The organism is Enterobacter cloacae complex sp. ECL411, assembly GCF_021869665.1.
Lineage (GTDB): Bacteria > Pseudomonadota > Gammaproteobacteria > Enterobacterales > Enterobacteriaceae > Enterobacter > Enterobacter intestinihominis.
The window spans coordinates 3,995,268-4,016,438 of the sequence record NZ_CP091486.1 but is presented as its reverse complement, the minus strand read 5'-3'; the positions used below and the strand labels follow the sequence as shown (position 1 = coordinate 4,016,438).

Here is a 21,171-nt window from a genome sequence, read left to right as displayed (position 1 = left end):
AAAAAGCCCTGCGATGCAGGGCTTTTTTTTGCCCGGTGGCGCTGCGCTTACCGGGCCTACGATCGATCCCCTCGCCCCTCTGGGGAGAGGGTTAGGGTGAGGGGAACGCCTCGCACTGACGTCAAAACTCCATCTTCACCGTAAACTGCACTTCACGCGGGTCGCCAATCTGGTTGCCCAGGTTATTGGTCGCAATCGACGACGTGTAGTAGGTCTTATCAAACAAATTCTTCACGTTCACCTGTAGCGTCACCGGATATTGCAGCTTCATTTTGTACGCCGCAAATGCATCCGCCACGAAATAGCCCGGCAGATAATAATCCGCACCGTTAGTCGCTGAACGACGGCTCACGCCGTGCCCGCCGCCGCCAATTGTCAGCGTATTCCCGGCAAACGCATTGTGAATATCGTACGTCAGGAACAGGGAGCCGGTATGGCGCGGCACGTTCGGCAGCGGTTTGCCCGCGTAGTCCGGGTCTTCCAGCACCTTCGCATCGGTATAGCCGTAGCTGGCGATAATGTTGGTGTTCTCGGTCAGCGATCCGGCGAGATCCACTTCGACACCCTGCGAGCGCACGCGGCCCGCGGTTTTGGCGACGGTTTCATCACCGATGCTCTCGGTGTACAGCACGTTGCGCTTGTGGATATCAAACAGCGCGATATTGGCGGTAATGCCGTCGAACAGGTCGAATTTAGCGCCTATTTCATACGCGTTCGACGTTTCCGGCGGCAGGTCGCCGATGTAGCTCGCAATGGACGACTGCGGCATAAACGTCTGGGAATAGTTAGCAAACAGGGAGACTGCCGGCGTGAGCTTGTATACCAGGCCCAGCTTCGGCGTCCACTGGTCGTCGCGGCTGTCGGTGTTGACGTTAAACGGACGGCCTTTGCCCGCGTACTGGGTGTAATACTGGTAGCGCAGTCCGGCAACGGCGATCCATTTATCGGTCAGGTACAGCGCGTCCTGCGCGTAAGCGGAGTAGCTCTCCTGCTTGATGGTTTGATCGCTGTCGGATGCCGAGACGGTGGTGCACTTGCCGAGGCTGCCATAGCTCGGGTTGTAAATATTGAAATCCTTAACGTTCTTACAACGGATCATGTCCGTACGCAGCAGATCGTAATTCTCATACGACACGCCGGTCAGGATCTCATTGTAAAAGCCCGCGATGTCCACGTTCCCCTGCAAATCTGCCCGCGTTGTGTGCATACGCTGGGTCGAACCCTGGGTCGCATCCACGCGGCGGGTCAGGTTGCCGGTTTTTGAATCGTAGGCCATCACGCGAGCCTGGTTATCGCTGTACTTATCCTGGCTGTAGCTGTAGTCGAACTTCGCGGTCCACTGGCTGTTAAGGCGATACTCCGCGTTAAGCTGAGCGAGGTCGGACTGACCGTCGGTCACGTTAAATGGCTCATCAAAGCGGGTTTTGCGATCGACGTCGACGGCCTTTTTGGTGTTGAGATCGAAGATCGTTCCGCGATCGAACGGCGTTTTATAGTCGCGATGCGAATAGAGCACGGTCACGGTGGCATCATCGCCGAACCAGGTCAAAGACGGGGCAATAAAGGTGCTGCGTTCGGTGCCGAAATTACGCCAGTAATCCTCGTCCTGATACTCCCCCGTCAGGCGATAGGCCAGACGCGTACCTTCAATCGGACCGGTGACGTCAAACTGTCCGGTACCGCCGCCAAAGCTGGTTGATGTGGCAGAAATCGAGCCGCCGAAGGTTTTCTCCGGGCGTTTGGTCACCACGTTAATCAGGCCGCCGGGGTCGAGAATACCGTAAAGGGTCGAGGCCGGGCCTTTTAGCACCTCCACGCGCTCGGTTGCGGCATTGAAGCTGCGCGGCAGCACGGTGCGCAGGCCGTTGGTCATGATCGAGCCGTCGCGGTTTGCGCCGAAGCCACGGCGCACGAAAGCATCCTGCGTGCCGCCCAGGGTGTTGGTCTGCACCACGTTGCTGACGTTATACAGCGCCTCGTCGAGCGTGGTCGCGTTTTGGTCTTCCAGCACTTCATCGCTGACGGTATTGACCACCTGCGGGATGTCCAGCATCGGCATGTTGGTCAGCGTGGCGGTGGAGGTGTTCAGGGGCTGATAGCCGCTGGTGGCGTCGGTGGAAGCGTAAGGGTCGGCAGTGACGGTAAGCGTCTCACCGTCTTTTGCTGCTGCGTGCACCAGAGGCGCCATGAACAGGAGTGAAAAGAGCGCGCGCCCTTTTACCCCGGCGAATGAAGGTGTGAACTTAGCCATTACATCTGTTTTCCCAAAATATCCTGCGATGAAATGCTCGCGGAAGAATGTGTGAGTCATTGCCCTTACGGTCTGTCCGTTAGCCTCTACGGCATCGGACTTGTAATTGAGAATCATTCAAGCATGAGGGAATGTAGTAGTAAATGGAATAAATAAAAATTTCGCTACAGAGGTTTCTCTCTGGCTAATACGCGTTGATTTCCTGTTTAAGGCATTGAAAATAATTGATAAAAAGGAATTTTGATTTGTGAAGCGATGCTCAGTTATCCCTGGGGTTTACAGGGTATATCTTCGCTTGACTACTACATAGCGCGGCGGCAAACTCACAGAAGAGAATGAGTTTTATTTTTATTTGTTGGTTTTTTTTCTTACGTTGGCGTTCACGTGGCTCACTACATCAAAAAGCCGGGACTGGTTCTTGAGAACCTCTCCGCGGGTTACCAGAAAAAAATCATCGTTGATGATATCTCCCTTGCGATCCCCCAGCAGAAAATGACTGTTCTGGTGGGCGCAAACGGCTGCGGAAAATCGACGCTGTTAAGTACCCTCGCGCGGCTGCTTCAGCCGCTCGGCGGCAGCGCGGTGCTGGACGGCAAAGCCATCCACTCGCAGCCAACCAAAGCGGTCGCCCGCCAGCTCGGGATCCTGCCGCAGTCTCCGCTGCTTCCAGAAGGGTTAACCGTATTTGAGCTGGTCTCGCGCGGACGTTTCCCCTGGCAGAACGTGATGCGCCAGTGGAGCGAGGAAGACGAGCGGGCCGTGGAGGAGGCGTTACGCCTGACCGGGACGGCAGAGTTTGCCCATCATCTGGTTGAAAGCCTGTCCGGCGGCCAGCGCCAGCGCTGCTGGATCGCCATGGTGCTGGCGCAGCAAACGCCCTACATCCTGCTGGATGAACCCACGACGTACCTCGATCTTCGCTACCAGGTGGAGATCCTCGAACTGCTGCACACGCTGACGCGCCGGCACGGGCGCACCGTGGTGGTGGTTCTGCACGATCTCAACTTCGCCGTGAACTACGGTGATTCGCTGGTCTTTTTACGTCAGGGAAAGGTTGAGGGGGTACTGCATGAGGGCGACGCCTGCACGCCGGAGCTGATCAAAGCGGTGTTTGATGTCGACGTGCATATGTCGGTTAACCCGCTGACCGGCAAGCCGTTCTTTATGCCGTTCCGTCAGGCTGTCGACAAACCATGATGCGCACGTCTGTGGCCTTTATTCTCTTTACGCTGCTGCTTCTGGCAGGCGCGATTGCGCACCTGAGCATCGGGGCGCGCGTTATCGCCCCCCGGACGGTAGTAGACGCATTTTTCCACTTCGACCCGCGCAATTTTGAGCATAGCGTGATCGTCAGGCTGCGCTTGATGCGACTGTGCGCCGCCCTGATGACGGGCGCGGCGCTCGGCGTCGCGGGCGTGCTGCTGCAGTCAGTGATCCGCAACCCGCTCGGCGAGCCGCATATCCTGGGGCTTAATGCAGGGGCGGCGCTGGCGGTGGTGCTGACGAGTGCCCTCGGGCTGTCGCTGCCGTTTGGCCGCCCTCTGATAGCCGCAGCTGGCGCCGCCGCGCTCTTTTTGCTGGTGCTAACGTTCTCCTCATCCGGGCGTACCGGTCTCACGCCGATGAAGGTCACGCTGTGCGGCGTGGCGATGTCGGCATTTGCCTCATCGATAACCGCCACGGTGTTGATTCTGGATGAACAGACGCTGCTGGCCATGCGGACCTGGCTTGCGGGGGATGTGGCGGGAGTCATCGGCGAGACGACCGCTAGCGCCGCGGGGGCCGCTGCCGTGGGTTTTGCGCTGGCGCTCTGGCTGTCGCCGTCGCTGAACATGCTGGCGCTGGGGGACAGAATGGCGCAGGGGCTTGGCGTGTCGCTGCTGAAAACGCGCCTGCTCGCGCTGCTGGCCATCGCCCTGCTGTGCGGCGCGGCGGTTTCAGTTGCCGGACCGATCGGGTTTATCGGACTCGTTGTGCCGCAGCTGATTCGCCGTCTGGTATCGGTGGACCTGCGCGTGATGGTGCCGCTCTCAGCCCTCTGCGGGGCGCTGGTTCTGCTGATGGCGGATATCGCCGCCCGCACGCTGTTTACGCCGTATGAGCTGGCAACCGGCGTGATGACTGCGCTGGTCGGCGCGCCGGTCTTTATCCTTATGGCGTCAAGGATGTTCAAATGAACCGGGCTGGATTGAGGGCAGTACGATTTTCCTCCTTCTCGGCGCTGGTTCGCCCGAGGGCGCTGCTGTATCTGACCGTTTTAACCCTTGCCGTTTTACTGCTGCTAAGTTTTGGCCTGACGCACGGCTCGCTGCCCATTCCTGCTTCCGCCATCGGACGTGCGCTGTTTTATCCTGAACGTCTGACGGCGGATGCGCATTACATTGTGATGGATATCCGCCTGCCGCGCCTGCTGATGGCGGTGCTGTGCGGCGCGATGCTCGGCATGGCGGGGGCGGCCATGCAGTCCATTACCCGCAACGGCCTTGCTGACCCCGGTCTTATCGGCGTGAAAGAGGGCTGTAGCGCGGCGGTGCTGCTGCTGATTTTTCAGTTTCCGGGATTGGGGCCGTACTGGCGTCCACTTATCGGCATGGCCGGTGGGCTGCTGACCGCGCTGCTGGTAGTGGCGCTGGCGCGTGATATCTCGCGCCCGCGATTCATCCTGATCGGCATCGGCGTGTCATGGGCGTTTGCCGCCGCGATGGGGGTCTTTATGACGACCGCCGACGTGCGCGACGTCCAGACGGCGATGCTGTGGCTGGCGGGGAGTCTGCATGCGGCAAGCTGGACGCTGGTCAGCATCGCTGCTGCCTGGACAGTGCCGGCGTTTGCGCTGCTGCTCTTTACCGCGCGCGCCGCAGACGTAGCCTTGCTCGGCAACCACACTGCGACGGGGCTGGGCGTGCGGACTTCACGCCTCGCGCTGCTGCGCGTGTTTGCCCCCGTGGTGCTCACCGCGGCCTGCGTCTCCTGCGTGGGGAGTATCGGCTTTGTCGGGCTGATTGCCCCGCACATGGCGCGCCTGCTGCTGCGCGGAGGGCAAACGGCACTGCTGACGGGAAGTGCCGTACTGGGCGCGCTGCTGGTGCTGCTGGCGGATAACGTCGGGCGGCTGGCATTTCTCCCGTTGCAGCTGCCGGCGGGAATTGTCATTTCACTGATTGGCGGACCGTTTTTCCTGCTGCTGCTCTGGCAGCGTCGGGATCGATTTTAGGGGATAGAAATGCGCGTATTTTTTGCAATGCTGGTGCTGGTGGGATTTGCTGCAGGAGCCGCAGAGCCAACGCAGACGTTTACTGACGACCTGAACCGCAAAGTGGTGGTGCCGGTTAACCCGAAGCGGATTGTGTCCCTGCACGACCTGGATATCACCATTCCGCTGATCGAGCTTGGCGTACCGCCGGTTGCCAGCCATGGCCGTACCCGACCGGACGGCAGCCATTTTCTGCGCTCCAGCGGCATGCTGACGGGCATCGATTTTGATAATTCCGACATCACATTCATCGGCACCGCCGATATCGATATTGAAGCCATCGCCGCGGCGAAGCCGGATCTTATCATCACCGAGCCGACCCGCAACACGCCGGTCGAACAGCTGGAAAAAATTGCCTCGACGGTGAGTATCGATCACCTCGACGGCGGCGCGCCGGAGATCTACCGCAAGCTGGCGCAGCTTACCGGGACAGAGGCGCGGCTGAAGATTCTGGAGCGTCGCTATCAGGAGCAGATCGAGGCGCTAAAGGCGACCATCGATACGAGCAAACTGACCGTCTCGGTGATTCAGGCCAATCAGGGCAAAATCAACGCCATGCACAGCTACCACTCGCTTGGGCGCGTGCTGCGCGACGCAGGGTTCAGGTTCCCGCCGCTGATTGAGAGCATCCCGGAGGGCGGGCGCATCGACGTCAGCGCCGAGCGCCTGCCGGAGCTGGATGCTGATTTTGTCTTTGCAACCTGGCGCGGGGACACCGGCGGAAAACCGCAGGACGAGCTGGCGGCGATGGATGCGGTGATGCCGGGCTGGTGTCAGTTTCTCAACGCCTGCCGAACCGGGCATTACGTGCTCATCTCCCGCGAGGAAGCGATCTCAAATTCATTTGCCTCGCTGGGGCTGATGGCCGCGCAGGTGCAGTCGCAGATAGCGGGCCGTCCGCTGCCGGAGGCCGCACGATGATCCGAAAAATTGATGTCTACGGCGACCGCCTCCGCTCGCGGGCGCACCAGCTGACGCCGCGCCTGCTGCAGGTGGCGAGCTATATCAATGAAAATCGTGAAGCGGTTATGGAGCAGACGGCAATGGAGATTGCCGCTGTGCTACACACCTCGGACGCCACCGTGGTGCGTGCCATTCAGGCGCTTGGGTTTGGCGGGCTGCGGGATCTCAAGCAGACCCTGGAGCAGTGGTTTGGCCCGGTGGTCACCTCCAGCGAGAAGATGTCCACGACGGTAAACACGCTTACCAGCGACGTCGACGCGAGCATCGATTTTGTGCTGGAAGGCCATCAACACACCTGCGCGGTGTTGTCCGAACCGGGCAACCGCTACGCGATGGCGCAGGCGGTGTCGCTGCTGGCGCAGGCGAGACAGGTCGCTATTTTTGGCATTGGCGCATCCGGCATTCTGGCTGAGTACACCTCGCGACTGTTTAGCCGTATAGGCCTGCCTGCGATCCCGCTCAACCGCACCGGTATTGGCCTCGCCGAACAGCTGATTGCCCTACAGCGCGGTGACGTGCTGGTAATGATGGCGCAAAAATCCGCGCACCGGGAGGGACAGACCACGCTGCGCGAAGCGAAGCGCCTGGGTATTCCCACCATTTTGCTGACCAACGCCACGGACTCGCGCTTTAGCAAAGAGGCAAGCGTAGTGATCCACGTCCCGCGCGGCGGCGAGAAGGGCAAAATCCCGCTGCACGGCACGGTGCTGCTGTGCCTGGAGATGATTATTCTGTCCGTCGCCTCCACCGAGCCGCAGCGCACCATCAAGTCGATGAAGCGCATCAACGAGTTACACCGCGGATTAAAGCCGGGCAAGAAGAGCGGTTGATTTTCCCCCTCTCCCCGTGGGCTGAGGGATCCCCAGTAATTTTTTTATGCAGAAGCAATAAAGTTGCTTTCTAAATGACTGAGGGCTGTCAGCGATGCCCTGGTCCGGCTGTAAATCGCTGAGGCGTTTCCTGCAGGCCGGGGCGAGGCGCAGGGATGCGCCGAGAGGGCGGCTTTACAGGGAAGTTGCCTCAGCCCGTACCCGATAAGCCGGAAGGAATGAGCCGAGGGCACCGCGAAGCGGCGATTTACCGCCGGGAGCCCGGGTCGCCAGGGTGGTGGCGACTGAGCCACCCTGGCACGTTCACCGGTCATGTCGTTACAGAGTAGCAAGGAACATAAAGTGAACGGAATGACCACCACCGCCGTATGTTCCCCTCACCCTAACCCTCTCCCCGGAGGGGCGAGGGGATTGCTCAGTGCTCGCATTAATTTGTGGGGAACCCTCAGCCCCGTGGGTGCGGGCGTCAAACCGCACGATGGTTCTTCCTGTACTGCAGCGGCGTCTCGCCAATCCCTTTTTTAAACGCGCTGATAAACCACGTCACGTCGGAAAAACCCGTCTGTGCGGCAATGTCACGCACGCTCGAATCAGTGTGGAGTAAACACTCACACGCCTTACGCAACCTTAGCGTATTCAGGTAGTCGTGAATTTTTTCGCCCGTTTCCGCATGGAATTTTCGCGATACGTAGCTGCGGGATTTTCCCAGCTCATTGGCCAGCGCATCCAGACGAAATTTCTCCTGATAATGCTCGTCGAGCCAAAACATCACCTGGCTGGCGATCCCCTGGCTGTTTCCCGGCTCGCCGTCGCGATCGTCGGGCAGCATCGCGAACAGGCCTATCAGCAGGCTGGCGATGCTCTCGCCGTTCATCGGCGGTTTATAGCAGCTAAACAGATGGTCGATATGGTGATGGAAGTGGGCTAAATCGGCGACCCACGCTTCGCCGCCACGGCGTGACAGCCGCTCCAGACGCTGCCGGGTCTGGGGAAAATCCCGCAGGATCTTCAGCACCGCGTGCTGGTCGAGATGAATAATGGTGCGGCGGTAAATTGCCTCCGCCTGTTCGTCCACCATGACCTTGTGCAGCGTAAAAGGCGGGAAGAAAAACAGCCGTCCGGGGCGCATGGTGTAGTGACGATTATCGACAATCGCCACCCCAAAGCCCTCTTCCACATAGAGGATCTCCAGACACTGGTGCCAGTGATGGTAGCGCACGGTATTGGCAAACAGGCGGCTGAACGAGGCCACGGTATCGTTCAGGGCGATCAGTTCCAGAAGATCGGATGTCGGCGTGTCGCGCATAGTGCAATAAAACTCAACTTTTTCCCGTCTGACCGTCTTTATAAACCACCTTTTTAAATTTTCTCAACTGGAGGTTTATTCATCGTTCATGCCTGTGACACGGCTAACATTTCTGCCCCTTGCGTATTCACTATGCTTTGCCGCAGTTGATTACGAGGGCGAACCGATGTGGGCGGCAAACAAAGAAAAATCAAATCCGTTGTCTTCACGCCAGGATGTAGTGGCGTCGTTGAATGCACTTTTACAGGCGCTGGACACGCAATTTCCGGCGAACCGTTCACGATTCTCGCTGGGTGATACCTGCGCCCATTACACAGCGGATATTGCGCAGATGGAGGGACTTTCCCGCGCGCTGTGGGGGCTGTTTCCGCTGATGGCGTCCGGCGAAAGCACGCCGTTCAGCGAGAAGTACCTTACCGCCATCAAGATAGGTACCGACCCGCAAAGCACAGGCTACTGGGGCGAAACCGGCCCGTACGATCAGCGTCTGGTGGAGATGGCGGCCTACGGTCTGGGACTTGCTCTGCTGGGGGAGACGCTCACCGCGCGCTTTACCGGACGCGAGGTGATGAACCTGCACGCGTGGCTCAACCAAATCACCGACGCGCAGATGCCGGACAGCAACTGGAACTATTTTGCCATTATGGTTCAGCTCGGCTTTAAGCGCGCCGGGCTGCCGTACGACCAGGCCGCCATTGACCGTCGCTTTACGCTGATGGACGCCTACTACCTCGGCGACGGCTGGTACTCCGACGGTCCCGGCCGCCCGAAAGACTATTACATCTCCATGGCTTTCCATTTTTACGGCCTGATTTACGCCACCCTGAGTGACGACGAGGCGAGGGCAAAGGTGCTGCGCGAGCGCTCGCGTCTGTTCGCGGAAGACTTTATCTACTGGTCCGCCGCCGATGGTGCCTCGGTGCCGTTTGGCCGCAGCCTGATCTACCGCTTTGCCATGGTTGCCTTCTGGAGCGCGGTGGCTTTTTCTCAGCTGGACGTCTTCACCCCGGGTATCGTGAAGGGCATTGTGCTGCGGCATCTGCGCTGGTGGCAGCAGCAGTCGATTGTCGATCGCGACGGTATTCTTACCCTGGGGTTTGCGTATCCGAACCTGGCGATGTGCGAGGATTACAACTCCCCCGGTTCACCGTACTGGGCGCTGAAAACCTACCTGATCCTGGCGCTGCCGGAGGCGCATCCGTTCTGGCAGGCCGACGAGCAGCCGCTGCCCGCGCTTGCTGAAAAACATGTGATCCCGCATGCGCAGCAGATCCTGATGCATTCGAAAGCTTCGCAGCACGTCGTCATGCTCACGGCTGGTCAGCTGGAGCTGAATAACTACGTTAACACCGAAGCGAAATACACCAAATTTGCCTACTCCAGCCGCTTCGGATTCACCATTGAGCGCGGGCGTTTTGGCCTGAAGCATGCCGCCTGCGATTCGATGCTGCTGCTGGCGGACGGAGATGACTATTTCCGTGGTCGTCGCGAGTGCGAAGAGGTTCGGGTAGATGAACATAACATTTTCTCGCGCTGGTCGCCGTGGCGCGACGTGCAGATTGCGACCTGGCAGATCCCGTTCGGGGAGTGGCACCTGCGCCTGCACCGCATCAACAGCGCGCGCACTCTGCAAACCGTCGAGGGCGGCTTTGCGGTGATGAAAACCGCCCACCAGGTGCGCGATCGCGGTTGTTATCTGATGGCTGAAAACGGCAGCAGCGTCATTGTCGATCTTTCGCCGGTCATTCACCGTCAGCCAGACAGCATCGTCACGCCGCCGAACAGCAGCATTATGTTTGCGGAGTGCGCTTCCATTCCGTTGTTAAAGGCCGACCTCCCGCAAGGGGAAAGCTGGCTCTGTTGCGCCGTTCTGGCTGGCGGAAAACAGGCCGTTGCGGCGACGCCGCAGCTGAATATAACCCATAGCCGGGTCGTCATTAGCGAACCCGGAAGCGAACGTAAGCTGTCGTTCACATTATAAAAATCTGGCCCTACACGTCGGCGAGGATGATATGAAAAGCACATCGACAACTAACAGAACTGAATATTACAAAATCAGTAGCTTTATCTTTCTCTATTTCTTTACCTGGTCTGCCAGTATTGGACTGCTGGCGATCTGGCTTGGCCAGAAAGCCAATCTCAGCGGCTCGGTGATTGGAACCGTTTTTGCGGTGAACGGGATATTCTCCGTTATTCTTAAACCGATCTACGGCTATATTCTCGATAAGATCGGCATGAGCAAATACCTGCTCTATTTTGTGGTGATCATGTCGGCCCTGATGGCGCCGTTCTTTATTTACGTATACCAGCCGCTGTTAATGTCTAATACCCTGCTGGGGATTATTATCGGCGCGCTCTATTTAAGCTTTGCCTGGTACGCGGGTGTGGCGGCGTGCGAATCGTATTCCGACCGCTTTAGCCGCTTAAACGGCATGGAGTTCGGGCAAATTCGCATGTGGGGTTCGCTCGGCTGGGCGGTGGCATCGTCCTTCTCCGGCCTGCTTTTTAACCTCTCACCGGCGTATAACTTTATTCTCGGCAGCGTGGCATCGGTGGTGATGCTGATCGTCCTGCTGAGCCTGAAAGTGAACACTAACTCCATTCACGCGGGCGAGGTGCTGACGAAAGAGAAAATCGCCCCGTCAGACGTTTACGCCCTGCTGCGAAACCGCAAATTCTGGGCCTTCTGCCTGTACGTGGCGGGCGTGGCGTGGATGATGTTTATCGCCGAGCAGCAGTTCTCGCGCTATTTCGTCACCTTCTTCGATGATATTCATGAGGGCAACGCGGTATTCGGTTATCTCGGGACCGTGCAGTCGGGCATGGAATTTGTCATGTATATGGTGGTCCCGCTGTTTGTGAACTTTATTGGCGCCAAACGCGGGCTATTAATTGTCGGGCTGGTGGTCGGGGCGCGTCTGATTATTTCCGGCATGTGTGATTCTCACCTGTTAATTTCAGTGCTTAAGCCGCTGTACGGTCTGGAAATTTGTCTCCTGCTGGTGTCGGTATTTAAATATATCGCCGAGCATTTCGACAAGCGCGTCAATGCCACCATGTATTTACTCGGCTATCAGGCGATGCTCTACGTTGGCAACGTGGTGGTCTCTTCCCCTGCTGGCTATATGTATGACCGTATTGGCTTTGAGCACACCTATATCATCATGGGCGCAACGGCGCTGACCTTTACCCTTATTTCTGCTTTTACGTTATCCGCCTGTCAGAGCAAATGGCGCGGGGCTCGTGCGCTGAACGTAGCAGAAACGTCAACACGATAAATTACGCCGTCAAAGAAGGAACCGAAATATGTTAAGTCGTATCAAAGAAGAACGTCTGCCTGTTATCGCTGCGCCCGTTGACTCCCGCGCATTCAGCGATGAACTGAATTCGGCGCGCAGCCACGTTCTGGACCTGATTAGCCGTCATTTAACGGAGTTCGGCGACAAATTCCCGGCGGAAACCTGCCAGAACGGTTTTTATCCGCTGACTGACAACGTGGAGTGGACCACCAGCTTCTGGACCGGGCAGCTATGGCTGGCATGGGAGATGAGCGGCGAGGAAAAATTCCGCGCGATGGCGGAAAAACACGTGCGCTCGTTTGGCCTGCGCATCGCCGGGCGCAACGACACCAACACCCACGATTTAGGCTTCCTCTACACGCTCTCCTGCGTAGCCGCGTGGCGGCTGACCGGAAACCGCGAGGCGCGCGGCTTCTCGCTGCTGGCGGCGGAAGCTCTGCTGGAACGCTTCCACGAGAAGGCGAAGATCATCCAGGCGTGGGGCGATCTCTCCGATCCGGACCAGGCCGGGCGGATGATCATCGACTGCAACATGAACCTGCCGCTGCTCTACTGGGCAACGGAGCAGACGGGCGATCCGCGCTTTGCCGACGCCGCAAAAGCGCACGTCATGCAGGCGGCGACGTACCTCATTCGTGACGATGCCTCCACCTTCCACACCTACTATATGGATGTGACAACCGGCGCACCGCGCTACGGCAACACCCAGCAGGGCTACGCCGACGACTCCTGCTGGTCACGCGGGCAGGCGTGGGGAATTTACGGCTTCCTGCTGAGCTATATCTATACCGGCGACGAGACGATGATCGCCCTGTCAAAACGGCTGGCGAACTACTTCCTCAATCGCCTGCCCGAAGACTACGTCTGCCACTGGGATCTGGCGCTGGTGGGCACCGACGCGCTGCGTGACTCTTCCTCGGCGGCGATTGCGGTATGTGGGCTGCTGGAGCTGGTGAAACACCTGCCGGTCACGGATCCGGATCGCGAGCGCTATATGGAGTGGGCTAAAGGCATTATGTCGTCACTGACGAAACACTATCTGATGGGGAGAGAAGAAAAGGGCAACGGGCTGCTTAAACACTCGGTTTACCACCTCGGGAGCAACAAAGGCGTGGATGAGTGCGCAAGCTGGGGAGATTACTTCTACGTTGAGGCGCTGGTGCGTTTCACCCGGAGCTGGAAACTGTACTGGTAACTGGCCGGGGGATTACCATCCAAGCACATCTTTAATGACGCGCCGGTAGGGCGTATCAAGCTGGGCAGGCACGCGGCAAATATAGTCCTGCGCATGGCTGCGGGTCTCTCCGCTGAGGCCGTCGAGATAAGCGATGGCTTCGTCCACGGCAGGAACCCTGCCTTCCTGTGACGCGCTTCTCGGCGGGAGCCCGGTCCAGATGATCGCTTCAATACCTTTCTCCCTGGCCCATGTTGTCAGGATACCCGTGTCGCGTCCGGTGATTAGCAGCGAGCCAATACCATCGCAGCGATCCTCGGGAATGGCTTCGCGCTCACGCAAAGCGCGGCAGGCCACGCTCAACGTTGTGGCCTCCAGCCATGCCCAAAGCACCGGCACGGCAGGGGCATTCATACAGATGGCGGTCGCCAGTTCACCGCCATCGCTGACCCGACAGAACTCGACGGGCAAAGAAGGCCCGTCGGTCTGCCACTCACCGGCTACCGGTAACGCGCCGCTTTTCCAGATTAACGAACCCCAGCCAAGACAAGCTATTTTCATTCTGTTCCTCTGCGCGACGTGAACCGACTGTTTTAGACGTTATGCTTTAGGAATACGCAGCGTCTGGCCGGGATAGATTTTATCGGGGCTGGAGAGCATAGGGCGGTTAGCCTCAAAAATCTTGTTGTACTGGTTAGCATCGCCGTACACGGTTTTAGAGATCGCGCTCAGGGTATCGCCGGATTTCACCGTATAGTAAGTAGCTTCATCTTTGGCATCTGTCGCGGTGATGTTGTTCTCCACCTCGCTGACGCCTGCGATGTTGCCGACGGCGACCTGGATTTTTTCTTTCTGCTCCTGCGTCAGCCCGTCGCCCGTCACGCTGGCTTTGCCGTCGGTGACGTCAACCTGAACCTTATCGGAACCGGGAATGTTGAGTTTCTTGAGGTGCTCGGTGATTTTGTCGCTCTGACCCTTATGATCGGTCAGATTGTCCCACAGCTTTTCGCCTGCTTCTTTTACGAAATTAAAAAGACCCATTCCATCCTCCTGTTTAACATGAAGTCAGAATAAGCATAGCAGTTGAGTGTTAAGGTGATAAAAAAAGCCCGGTGGCGTTAACGCTTACCGGGCCTGGGAGGGAAGTTGTAGGCCGGGTAAACGCAGTGCCACCCGGTAAATTTCACAGAACTTAAACCCCTTGCTCCAGAATACGAATATGGGTTTCCAGAACGTCCCCTTTCACCGCGTCGCTCCACGCTTTCATATGCGCGGCCTGCAAATGCGCTTCAAGGTGCGCGACGGTTTCCCACTGCTCAACCATGATGATCGAGTCTGGCGCGGTCGCCTGGAAGCTTGCGCTGGTGGCGGCGTCCACCATTGGCGCGTAGCCGTGGCAGCCTTCTTCTTTCAGTACGGTCGGGATGATCTTTGCGAACTCATCCAGCACCGCCTGGCGGTGATGTTGGCCAGGACGCGTACGGATTTCAGCAATAACGGTAAGCATAATTAACTCCTTCTAATTCCAGGCTACCAGTTAAGCAAAAATTTCCGCGAGATGCTTGCGATATTCTGCGATATAGCGTGGGACGTCTGGCATTTTAATTACGTCATTGACGATAAAGGTCGGCAGCGGCTCCATAGCCAGGAACTGATTCGCCTTGTGGAATGGCAGATACGCGCCGTCTACGCCTACGCCTTCAAAGAACTGATCTTGCTCGGTGAACGCTTCAAGCGGGGCATTCCAGGTCAGGGAGAGCATGTATCTCTTGCCCTGCAACAGGCCGCCGGAACCGTATTTTTTAGACGCGTCTGAGCGGGTGCGGCCGTCGCTGGCATACAGCGAACCGTGACCTTCGGTAAACACATCGTCCATGTATTTTTTCACGGTCCACGGTGCGCCCATCCACCAGCCCGGCATCTGCCAGATAACCACTTCGGCCCACAGGAAGTTCTGCACTTCGGCCTTCACGTCGTAATCGCTGTCCGCGCGCACGACCTTAACATCATGTCCGGCGTCGCGCAGGAAACCATCCGCGACCTCGGTCAGGGTGTCATTGAGCTGGCCTTTAGAGTGCGCAAATTCTTTCGCGCCGTTGATAATCAGAATGTTGCTCATTATTTGTCCTCGATGCTGAGAGTATGCCAGGTATTCTACGCGCGAGGACGGAGCGGAAAAATAAGCAAAATGTGCAAAGTCTTTTGCGCTCAGCGCAATAATGGCTACCAGCTGACGGTCACCTCAAAGCCCCCTTCAGGCGCATTGCCCAGCGAGACGCGCATCCCGTGTAACGCCGCGATGCGCTTCACAATAGACAACCCCAGACCGCTGCCGGTGGCGTCCTGGCCCGGTGGACGATAAAAGCGCTCGCCGAGACGCGCCAGCGCATCGGTTGAAATGCCCGGGCCGTTGTCGCGCACGGTAAAGCTTAGGGTGTTCAGCGTCACGTCCACCACGCTGCCGCGCGGGCTGTAACGAACGGCGTTGTCCAGCAGGTTACGCGCCAGCAGGCTCAGCAATAGCGGCTGTCCGTGACGCATTACCTCGGGCGCGTTGACGTTGAGCCGAATATCAATGCCCGCCTGCTGCGCCGGATGCCAGATATCCAGCACCGCGGATTGCAGCAAATCGGCCATCATCACGGGTTCGACGTCATCAAGATTATCCAGTGAATCCAGGCGCGACAGGGTGAGAAGCTGGTCCACCAGCCGGGAGGCGCGGTCGATGCCCGCATGCAATTGCCCCAGCGCTTTAGACTGCGCCTCGGGATCGTCAAGGGAAAGCTGCGCCACGTCGGTTTGCACCTTCAGCGCGGCCAGCGGGCTGCGCAACTCATGAGCGGCATCCGAGGTGAAGCGGCGCTCGCGGGCCATCATCTCCTGCGTACGGGCGAAAAGATGGTTAAGCGCATCAAGCAGCGGGCGAACCTCCGTCGGCACGCCGTGGGTGGGCAGCGTATCGGTCGCATCCGGCGAGCGTGAACGCAGGGTCTGCGCCAGGTTTTTCAGCGGTTTCAGTTCCCGGCTCAGCAGGACAATCAGCAACAGCAGCATTACGGGCAGCGCCACCAGCCACGGCGTCAGCTGCGAGCTGACCACGTCCAGCGCCATATCCTGTCGGTACTCCCACTCCTGGCCAACCACCACGCGGTATTTTCCGTCCGGGGAGGTCAGCCACAGGAAACGCCATTCGTCGTTGTCATCCTGCAACCGACCGTCATCAAATCCGTCCCGGCGGTAGTGATAAGGTATGTCGCGCCCGTTCTCACCGTCGTTAAGCACCATGCTGCCGTCTGCGGTGAAGATTGCGAAGGCCAGCGCATCGTCGTCAAGATGGCCGTGTTTGGCTTTTTTCGGCACCTCGCGCATGCGTTCCGGGGCGCGGAGTTCGTCCACGTCCATCGTCAGCAGCCGTTTGGCAAACAGCATCTGCTGGGTATCGAACAGCTTATCGAGCTTGTCGGTCGTCTGGTGCCAGGCCACCACGCTTGCGGCAAACCAGGCCGCCAGGGACAGCAGCAAAAAGAGGAGCGTCAGGCGCAGCTTCAGGCTCAGGCGTTGGGTCAGTTTCATGCGTCACCCAGGGTATAACCGATGCCGTGCACGGTGCGGATAAATTCGCTGCCGAGCTTGCGGCGTAAATGATGAACGTGGACTTCGACGGCGTTGCTGGAGACGTCATCATCCCAGTTGTAGAGTTTCTCTTCAATGGCCTTGCGCGGCAGCACGCGGCCCGCGTTGCGCATCAGCAGTTCCAGCAGGGCGAACTCTTTGGGTTTGAGCACCAGCGTTTCGCCCTCCAGCGTGGCGACAAGACTTGCCGGATCGAGCGTGACCTTGCCGTGACGCAGCTCGCTGCGCGCCTGCCCGTGGCTGCGGCGCACCAGCGCTTCGAGGCGGGCTGCCACTTCAATCAGCGCGAACGGCTTACACAGGTAATCATCCGCCCCCAGGCGTAACCCTTCGACGCGCTGATTCAGCGCATCCCGCGCGGTGAGGATCAGCACCGGTTCGCTCTTACCGCTTTCGCGCCAGGCGCGCAGGATCTCAAGCCCGTCGATTTCCGGCAGCGTCAGGTCCAGCACCACGGCATCGTACGGCGCGGTGTACAGGGCCGCCTGCCCGGTTTTACCGTCGGTAAACCAGTCCACGTTAAAGCCTATTTTGCTTAAGCCCGCTTTGATGCCATCGCCGATGAGTTTGTCGTCTTCTACCAGTAAAATGCGCATATTTCCTCCTTGATGCCGTCAGTAAACCTTCTGCAAGCGCCTGCTGTACAGTAAAAATAAATAAATTTTCCCCTTAAGAAGTTGTTAAGGTTTACCCTGTTTAATGGATTGTGAAACGACATTAAAGGGAGAGATTAAGATGAAAAAATACGCTGCAATTGCTGCCATCATGATGATGACCACTGCCCCTGTTTTTGCTGCACAGGGTGGCTTCTCTGGCCCATCTGCGACACAGACCCAGACGCAAACCCAGCAGGGTGGCTTTGTCGATAATAACGCCAACCTCACTACCGCGGCTAAAGTCAAAGATATGAAGGACGACAGCTGGGTGAAGCTGCGCGGTAATATTACCGAGCGCCTGTCCGATGACCGTTACACCTTCCGCGATGAAAGCGGCACGGTGGTGGTGGAGATCGACCACAAGCGCTGGAACGGCGTGACGGTGACGCCCCAGGATAAAGTCGAACTCCAGGGTAAAATCGATAAAGACTGGAACGAGTTTGAAATCGACGTGAAGCAGGTTATCAAGCTGAACAAATAACCCGGAAAGGGCCGCATGAGCGGCCCTTTTTCTTTGTGACTCAACTCGCCAGATGAGGTAGTATCTGCGGCAATATTGCCTGAAACCCATCGGTTTCTGAGTTGAGGAATCACACGTAATGAGCGATATGGCAGAGCGCCTCGCGCTACATGAATTCACGGAAAACGCCTACCTGAACTACTCCATGTACGTCATCATGGACAGGGCGTTGCCGTTTATCGGGGATGGCCTGAAGCCCGTTCAGCGCCGCATCGTCTATGCGATGTCCGAACTGGGGCTGAATGCGACCGCCAAGTTCAAGAAATCCGCCCGTACCGTCGGTGACGTGCTGGGGAAATACCATCCGCACGGTGACATCGCCTGCTATGAAGCGATGGTGCTGATGGCCCAGCCGTTCTCTTACCGCTATCCGCTGGTGGATGGTCAGGGGAACTGGGGGGCGCCGGACGATCCGAAATCCTTCGCGGCGATGCGTTATACCGAATCCCGTCTGTCTAAATATGCCGAAGTGCTGTTGGGCGAGCTGGGCCAGGGTACGGTCGACTGGGTGCCAAACTTCGACGGTACGATGCAGGAGCCGAAAATGCTGCCTGCGCGTCTGCCGAACATCCTGCTGAACGGCACGACCGGTATCGCCGTGGGCATGGCGACGGACATTCCGCCGCACAACCTGCGTGAAGTGGCGAAAGCGGCCATCACCCTGATTGAGCAGCCAAAAACCTCGCTGGACGATCTGCTGGAGATCGTGCAGGGGCCGGACTATCCGACCGAAGCCGAGATCATCACCTCGCGTGCGGAAATCCGTAAAATCTACCAGAACGGCCGCGGCTCCGTGCGCATGCGCGCGGTATGGACCAAAGAGGATGGCGCCGTGGTGATCACCGCGCTTCCGCACCAGGTCTCCGGCGCGAAGGTGCTGGAGCAGATTGCCTCCCAGATGCGCAATAAAAAGCTGCCGATGGTGGACGACCTGCGCGACGAATCGGACCACGAAAACCCGACCCGTCTGGTGATTGTGCCGCGTTCTAACCGCGTGGATATGGAGCAGGTGATGAACCACCTGTTCGCCACTACCGATCTGGAAAAAAGCTACCGCATCAACCTGAACATGATTGGTCTGGACGGTCGTCCGGCGGTGAAAAACCTGCTGGAGATCCTCACCGAATGGCTGGCCTTCCGCCGCGATACGGTGCGCCGCCGTCTGAACCATCGCCTGGAGAAAGTGCTTAAGCGCCTGCATATCCTCGAAGGTTTGCTGGTGGCGTTCCTCAACATTGACGAAGTGATTGAGATCATTCGTACCGAGGACGAACCTAAGCCTGCCCTGATGTCGCGCTTTGGCATCAGCGAAACCCAGGCTGAAGCGATCCTCGAACTGAAGCTGCGCCATCTCGCTAAGCTGGAAGAGATGAAGATCCGCGGCGAGCAGAACGAGCTGGAAAAAGAGCGCGATCAGCTTCAGGCGATTCTGGCGTCCGAGCGCAAGATGAACACCCTGCTGAAGAAAGAGTTGCAGGCCGATGCCGACGCCTTTGGCGACGACCGTCGTTCTCCGCTGCATGAGCGCGAAGAAGCGAAGGCGATGAACGAGCACGACATGCTGCCGTCCGAGCCGGTGACCATCGTGCTTTCCCAGAGCGGCTGGGTGCGTAGCGCCAAAGGCCACGATATCGACGCGCCGGGTCTGAGCTACAAATCCGGTGACAGCTTCAAGGCGGCGGTGAAGGGCAAGAGCAACCAGCCGGTGGCGTTTATCGACTCCACGGGCCGCAGCTACGCCATTGATCCGATCACGCTGCCGTCCGCGCGCGGGCAGGGCGAACCGCTGACCGGCAAGCTGACGCTGCCGCCGGGCGCCACGGTTGACCATATGCTGATGGAAGCCGACGATCAAAAACTGCTGATGGCGTCTGATGCTGGCTACGGCTTTATCTGCACCTTTAACGATCTGGTGTCGCGTAACCGCGCCGGTAAAGCGCTGATCAGCCTGCCGGATAACGCCCACGTCATGCCGCCGCTGATCATCGAGAACGAAAGCGATATGCTGCTGGCGATCACCGCTGCCGGACGCATGCTGATGTTCCCGGTCAGCGATCTGCCGGAGCTGTCGAAAGGGAAGGGCAACAAGATCATCAGTATCCCGTCAGCGGAAGCGGCAAAAGGCGAAGATAGCCTGGCGCATCTCTTCCTGCTGCCGCCGCAGAGCACGCTGACCATTCATGTCGGCAAACGTAAGATCAAACTGCGTCCGGAAGAGTTGCAGAAGGTGGTTGGCGAGCGCGGACGTCGCGGCTCACTGATGCGTGGCCTGCAGCGCATCGACCGCGTGGAGATCGACTCGCCGGCGCGCAGCAAAGCGGACGACAGCGAAGAGTAACCTGTTTCATCCCCCCCTCTTTCCGGAGGGGGATTACCATAAAATTTCCCGTAAAAACGTTGTTAATTCGTGCGTTGCGATTAACAATACGCGCTCGTAATAAAGTCCTTACCTGGCCACAGGTGAAGTATAATTGTCAGCTGTCAGGGCTTCAGAGGTCGCTATGCTATACATTGTTCGTCTTATTCTTACCGTTATTTACTGCATTCTGGTCTGTATTTTCGGATCGATTTATTGCCTGTTCAGCCCGCGTAACCCAAAACATGTCGCGACGTTCGGGCACATGTTTGGTCGCCTTGCGCCATTGTTCGGCCTGAAGGTTGAAAAGCGTCTGCCTGAAGGGGCGGAGAATTTCGGTAACGCCATCTATATCGCTAACCATCAGAACAACTACGATATGGTGACGGCCTCAAATATTGTTATTCCGCCGACCGTAACCGTCGGGAAAAAGAGCCTGCTGTGGATCCCGCTTTTCGGCCAACTGTACTGGCTCACCGGTAACTTGCTGATTGACCGCAACAACCGTGCGAAAGCGCATGGCACCATTGCGGAAGTGGTGGATCAGTTTAAAAAGCGCCGGATCTCAATCTGGATGTTCCCGGAAGGGACGCGCAGCCGCGGTCGCGGCCTGCTGCCGTTCAAGACCGGCGCGTTTCATGCTGCAATTGCGGCAGGCGTTCCAATTATTCCCGTGTGCGTTTCCAATACATCGAATAAGATTAATCTTAACCGTCTGAAAAACGGACTGGTCATTGTCGAAATGCTACCGCCGGTGGATACCTCCAAATACGGTAAAGACCAGGTGCGCGAGCTGGCCACGCACTGCCGCGAGCTGATGGCTCAGCACATTGCACAGCTCGATAAAGAAGTTGCAGAGCGAGAAGCCGCCGGTAAGATTTAACCCGGTTTCGTTCAAGGGAAAACGAATTCCCGCGTTGTTAGTCGTTT

Annotated in this window: 19 protein-coding genes; 11 read left to right on the top strand and 8 right to left on the bottom strand. The window is 58.0% G+C overall.

From position 1 onward, the window contains the following. Positions 1 to 121: 121 nt before the first annotated feature. Entirely contained in the window at positions 122 to 2,251 is a 2,130-nt protein-coding gene (locus tag L3069_RS19240) for a TonB-dependent siderophore receptor (protein WP_038416739.1), read from the bottom strand. A 384-nt stretch (positions 2,252 to 2,635) separates the two neighbouring features. Between L3069_RS19240 and L3069_RS19235 the strand changes: the two genes are divergently transcribed. The 5 genes from L3069_RS19235 to L3069_RS19215 are packed head-to-tail and all read left to right on the top strand — an operon-like array spanning position 2,636 to position 7,297. Continuing rightward, entirely contained in the window at positions 2,636 to 3,448 is an 813-nt protein-coding gene (locus L3069_RS19235) for an ABC transporter ATP-binding protein (protein WP_023306964.1), read from the top strand. Next, the gene (locus tag L3069_RS19230; RefSeq protein ID WP_038416738.1) at positions 3,445 to 4,428 is read left to right on the top strand and encodes an iron ABC transporter permease; all 984 of its coding nucleotides are present in this window, start codon (positions 3,445 to 3,447) and stop codon (positions 4,426 to 4,428) included. Before L3069_RS19235 ends, L3069_RS19230 begins: the two co-directional genes overlap by 4 nt. After that, on the top strand, positions 4,425 to 5,465 hold the full coding sequence (locus L3069_RS19225) for an iron ABC transporter permease (RefSeq protein WP_038416737.1): 1,041 nt from the start codon (positions 4,425 to 4,427) through the stop codon (positions 5,463 to 5,465). The genes L3069_RS19230 and L3069_RS19225 overlap by 4 nt, the downstream gene beginning before the upstream one ends. Positions 5,466 to 5,474: 9 nt before the next feature. Further along, positions 5,475 to 6,425, top strand: a complete 951-nt coding sequence (locus tag L3069_RS19220) for an iron-siderophore ABC transporter substrate-binding protein (RefSeq protein ID WP_038416736.1) — start codon at positions 5,475 to 5,477, stop codon at positions 6,423 to 6,425. Continuing rightward, entirely contained in the window at positions 6,422 to 7,297 is an 876-nt protein-coding gene (locus tag L3069_RS19215) for a MurR/RpiR family transcriptional regulator (protein WP_015571883.1), read from the top strand. Before L3069_RS19220 ends, L3069_RS19215 begins: the two co-directional genes overlap by 4 nt. 466 nt (positions 7,298 to 7,763) lie before the next feature. On the opposite strand, the gene L3069_RS19210 is transcribed toward L3069_RS19215, so the two are convergent. After that, on the bottom strand, positions 7,764 to 8,603 hold the full coding sequence (locus L3069_RS19210) for an AraC family transcriptional regulator (protein WP_022649417.1): 840 nt from the start codon (positions 8,601 to 8,603) through the stop codon (positions 7,764 to 7,766). 166 nt (positions 8,604 to 8,769) lie between these two features. Between L3069_RS19210 and L3069_RS19205 the strand changes: the two genes are divergently transcribed. From L3069_RS19205 to L3069_RS19195, 3 genes are read left to right on the top strand one after another with little or no spacing between them, the layout of a single operon-like run. After that, positions 8,770 to 10,584: a DUF2264 domain-containing protein gene (locus tag L3069_RS19205; protein ID WP_038416735.1), complete on the top strand. Its 1,815-nt coding sequence runs from the start codon at positions 8,770 to 8,772 to the stop codon at positions 10,582 to 10,584. Positions 10,585 to 10,615: 31 nt separating this feature from the next. Next, positions 10,616 to 11,881, top strand: coding sequence for an oligosaccharide MFS transporter (locus tag L3069_RS19200; protein ID WP_022649415.1), 1,266 nt, complete (start codon positions 10,616 to 10,618; stop codon positions 11,879 to 11,881). Positions 11,882 to 11,909: 28 nt separating this feature from the next. Next, positions 11,910 to 13,097 carry a glycoside hydrolase family 88 protein gene (locus L3069_RS19195; RefSeq protein ID WP_023298612.1) on the top strand — a complete coding sequence of 396 codons (1,188 nt, stop codon included), beginning with the start codon at positions 11,910 to 11,912 and terminating at the stop codon, positions 13,095 to 13,097. 12 nt (positions 13,098 to 13,109) lie between these two features. On the opposite strand, the gene L3069_RS19190 is transcribed toward L3069_RS19195, so the two are convergent. The 6 genes from L3069_RS19190 to qseB all read right to left on the bottom strand — a co-directional run bounded on the left by L3069_RS19190 (position 13,110) and on the right by qseB (position 17,305). After that, entirely contained in the window at positions 13,110 to 13,637 is a 528-nt protein-coding gene (locus L3069_RS19190; protein ID WP_022649413.1) for a hypothetical protein, read from the bottom strand. A 39-nt stretch (positions 13,638 to 13,676) separates the two neighbouring features. Beyond that, positions 13,677 to 14,117 (bottom strand): peptidoglycan-binding protein LysM, encoded by a 441-nt coding sequence (lysM, locus tag L3069_RS19185; RefSeq protein ID WP_022649412.1) that lies wholly within the window; start codon positions 14,115 to 14,117, stop codon positions 13,677 to 13,679. A 151-nt stretch (positions 14,118 to 14,268) separates the two neighbouring features. Beyond that, a complete protein-coding gene (locus tag L3069_RS19180; protein WP_038416734.1) occupies positions 14,269 to 14,583 on the bottom strand; it encodes a putative quinol monooxygenase in 315 nt (104 codons plus the stop codon). A 30-nt stretch (positions 14,584 to 14,613) separates the two neighbouring features. Next, a complete protein-coding gene (locus L3069_RS19175; protein WP_038416733.1) occupies positions 14,614 to 15,195 on the bottom strand; it encodes an NAD(P)H-dependent oxidoreductase in 582 nt (193 codons plus the stop codon). A 104-nt stretch (positions 15,196 to 15,299) separates the two neighbouring features. After that, positions 15,300 to 16,649 carry a quorum sensing histidine kinase QseC gene (qseC, locus tag L3069_RS19170; protein ID WP_038416732.1) on the bottom strand — a complete coding sequence of 450 codons (1,350 nt, stop codon included), beginning with the start codon at positions 16,647 to 16,649 and terminating at the stop codon, positions 15,300 to 15,302. Next, a complete protein-coding gene (qseB, locus tag L3069_RS19165) occupies positions 16,646 to 17,305 on the bottom strand; it encodes a quorum sensing response regulator transcription factor QseB (RefSeq protein WP_038416731.1) in 660 nt (219 codons plus the stop codon). Before qseB ends, qseC begins: the two co-directional genes overlap by 4 nt. 139 nt (positions 17,306 to 17,444) lie before the next feature. On the opposite strand from qseB, the gene L3069_RS19160 reads away from it, so the two are divergent. From L3069_RS19160 to plsC, 3 genes are all read left to right on the top strand, one after another. Continuing rightward, positions 17,445 to 17,846: a YgiW/YdeI family stress tolerance OB fold protein gene (locus L3069_RS19160; RefSeq protein WP_022649408.1), complete on the top strand. Its 402-nt coding sequence runs from the start codon at positions 17,445 to 17,447 to the stop codon at positions 17,844 to 17,846. A 118-nt stretch (positions 17,847 to 17,964) separates the two neighbouring features. After that, positions 17,965 to 20,223 carry a DNA topoisomerase IV subunit A gene (parC, locus tag L3069_RS19155; protein ID WP_100167793.1) on the top strand — a complete coding sequence of 753 codons (2,259 nt, stop codon included), beginning with the start codon at positions 17,965 to 17,967 and terminating at the stop codon, positions 20,221 to 20,223. Between the two features lie 163 nt (positions 20,224 to 20,386). Beyond that, on the top strand, positions 20,387 to 21,124 hold the full coding sequence (gene plsC, locus L3069_RS19150; RefSeq protein WP_022649406.1) for a 1-acylglycerol-3-phosphate O-acyltransferase: 738 nt from the start codon (positions 20,387 to 20,389) through the stop codon (positions 21,122 to 21,124). The last annotated feature ends 47 nt before the right edge of the window (positions 21,125 to 21,171 follow it).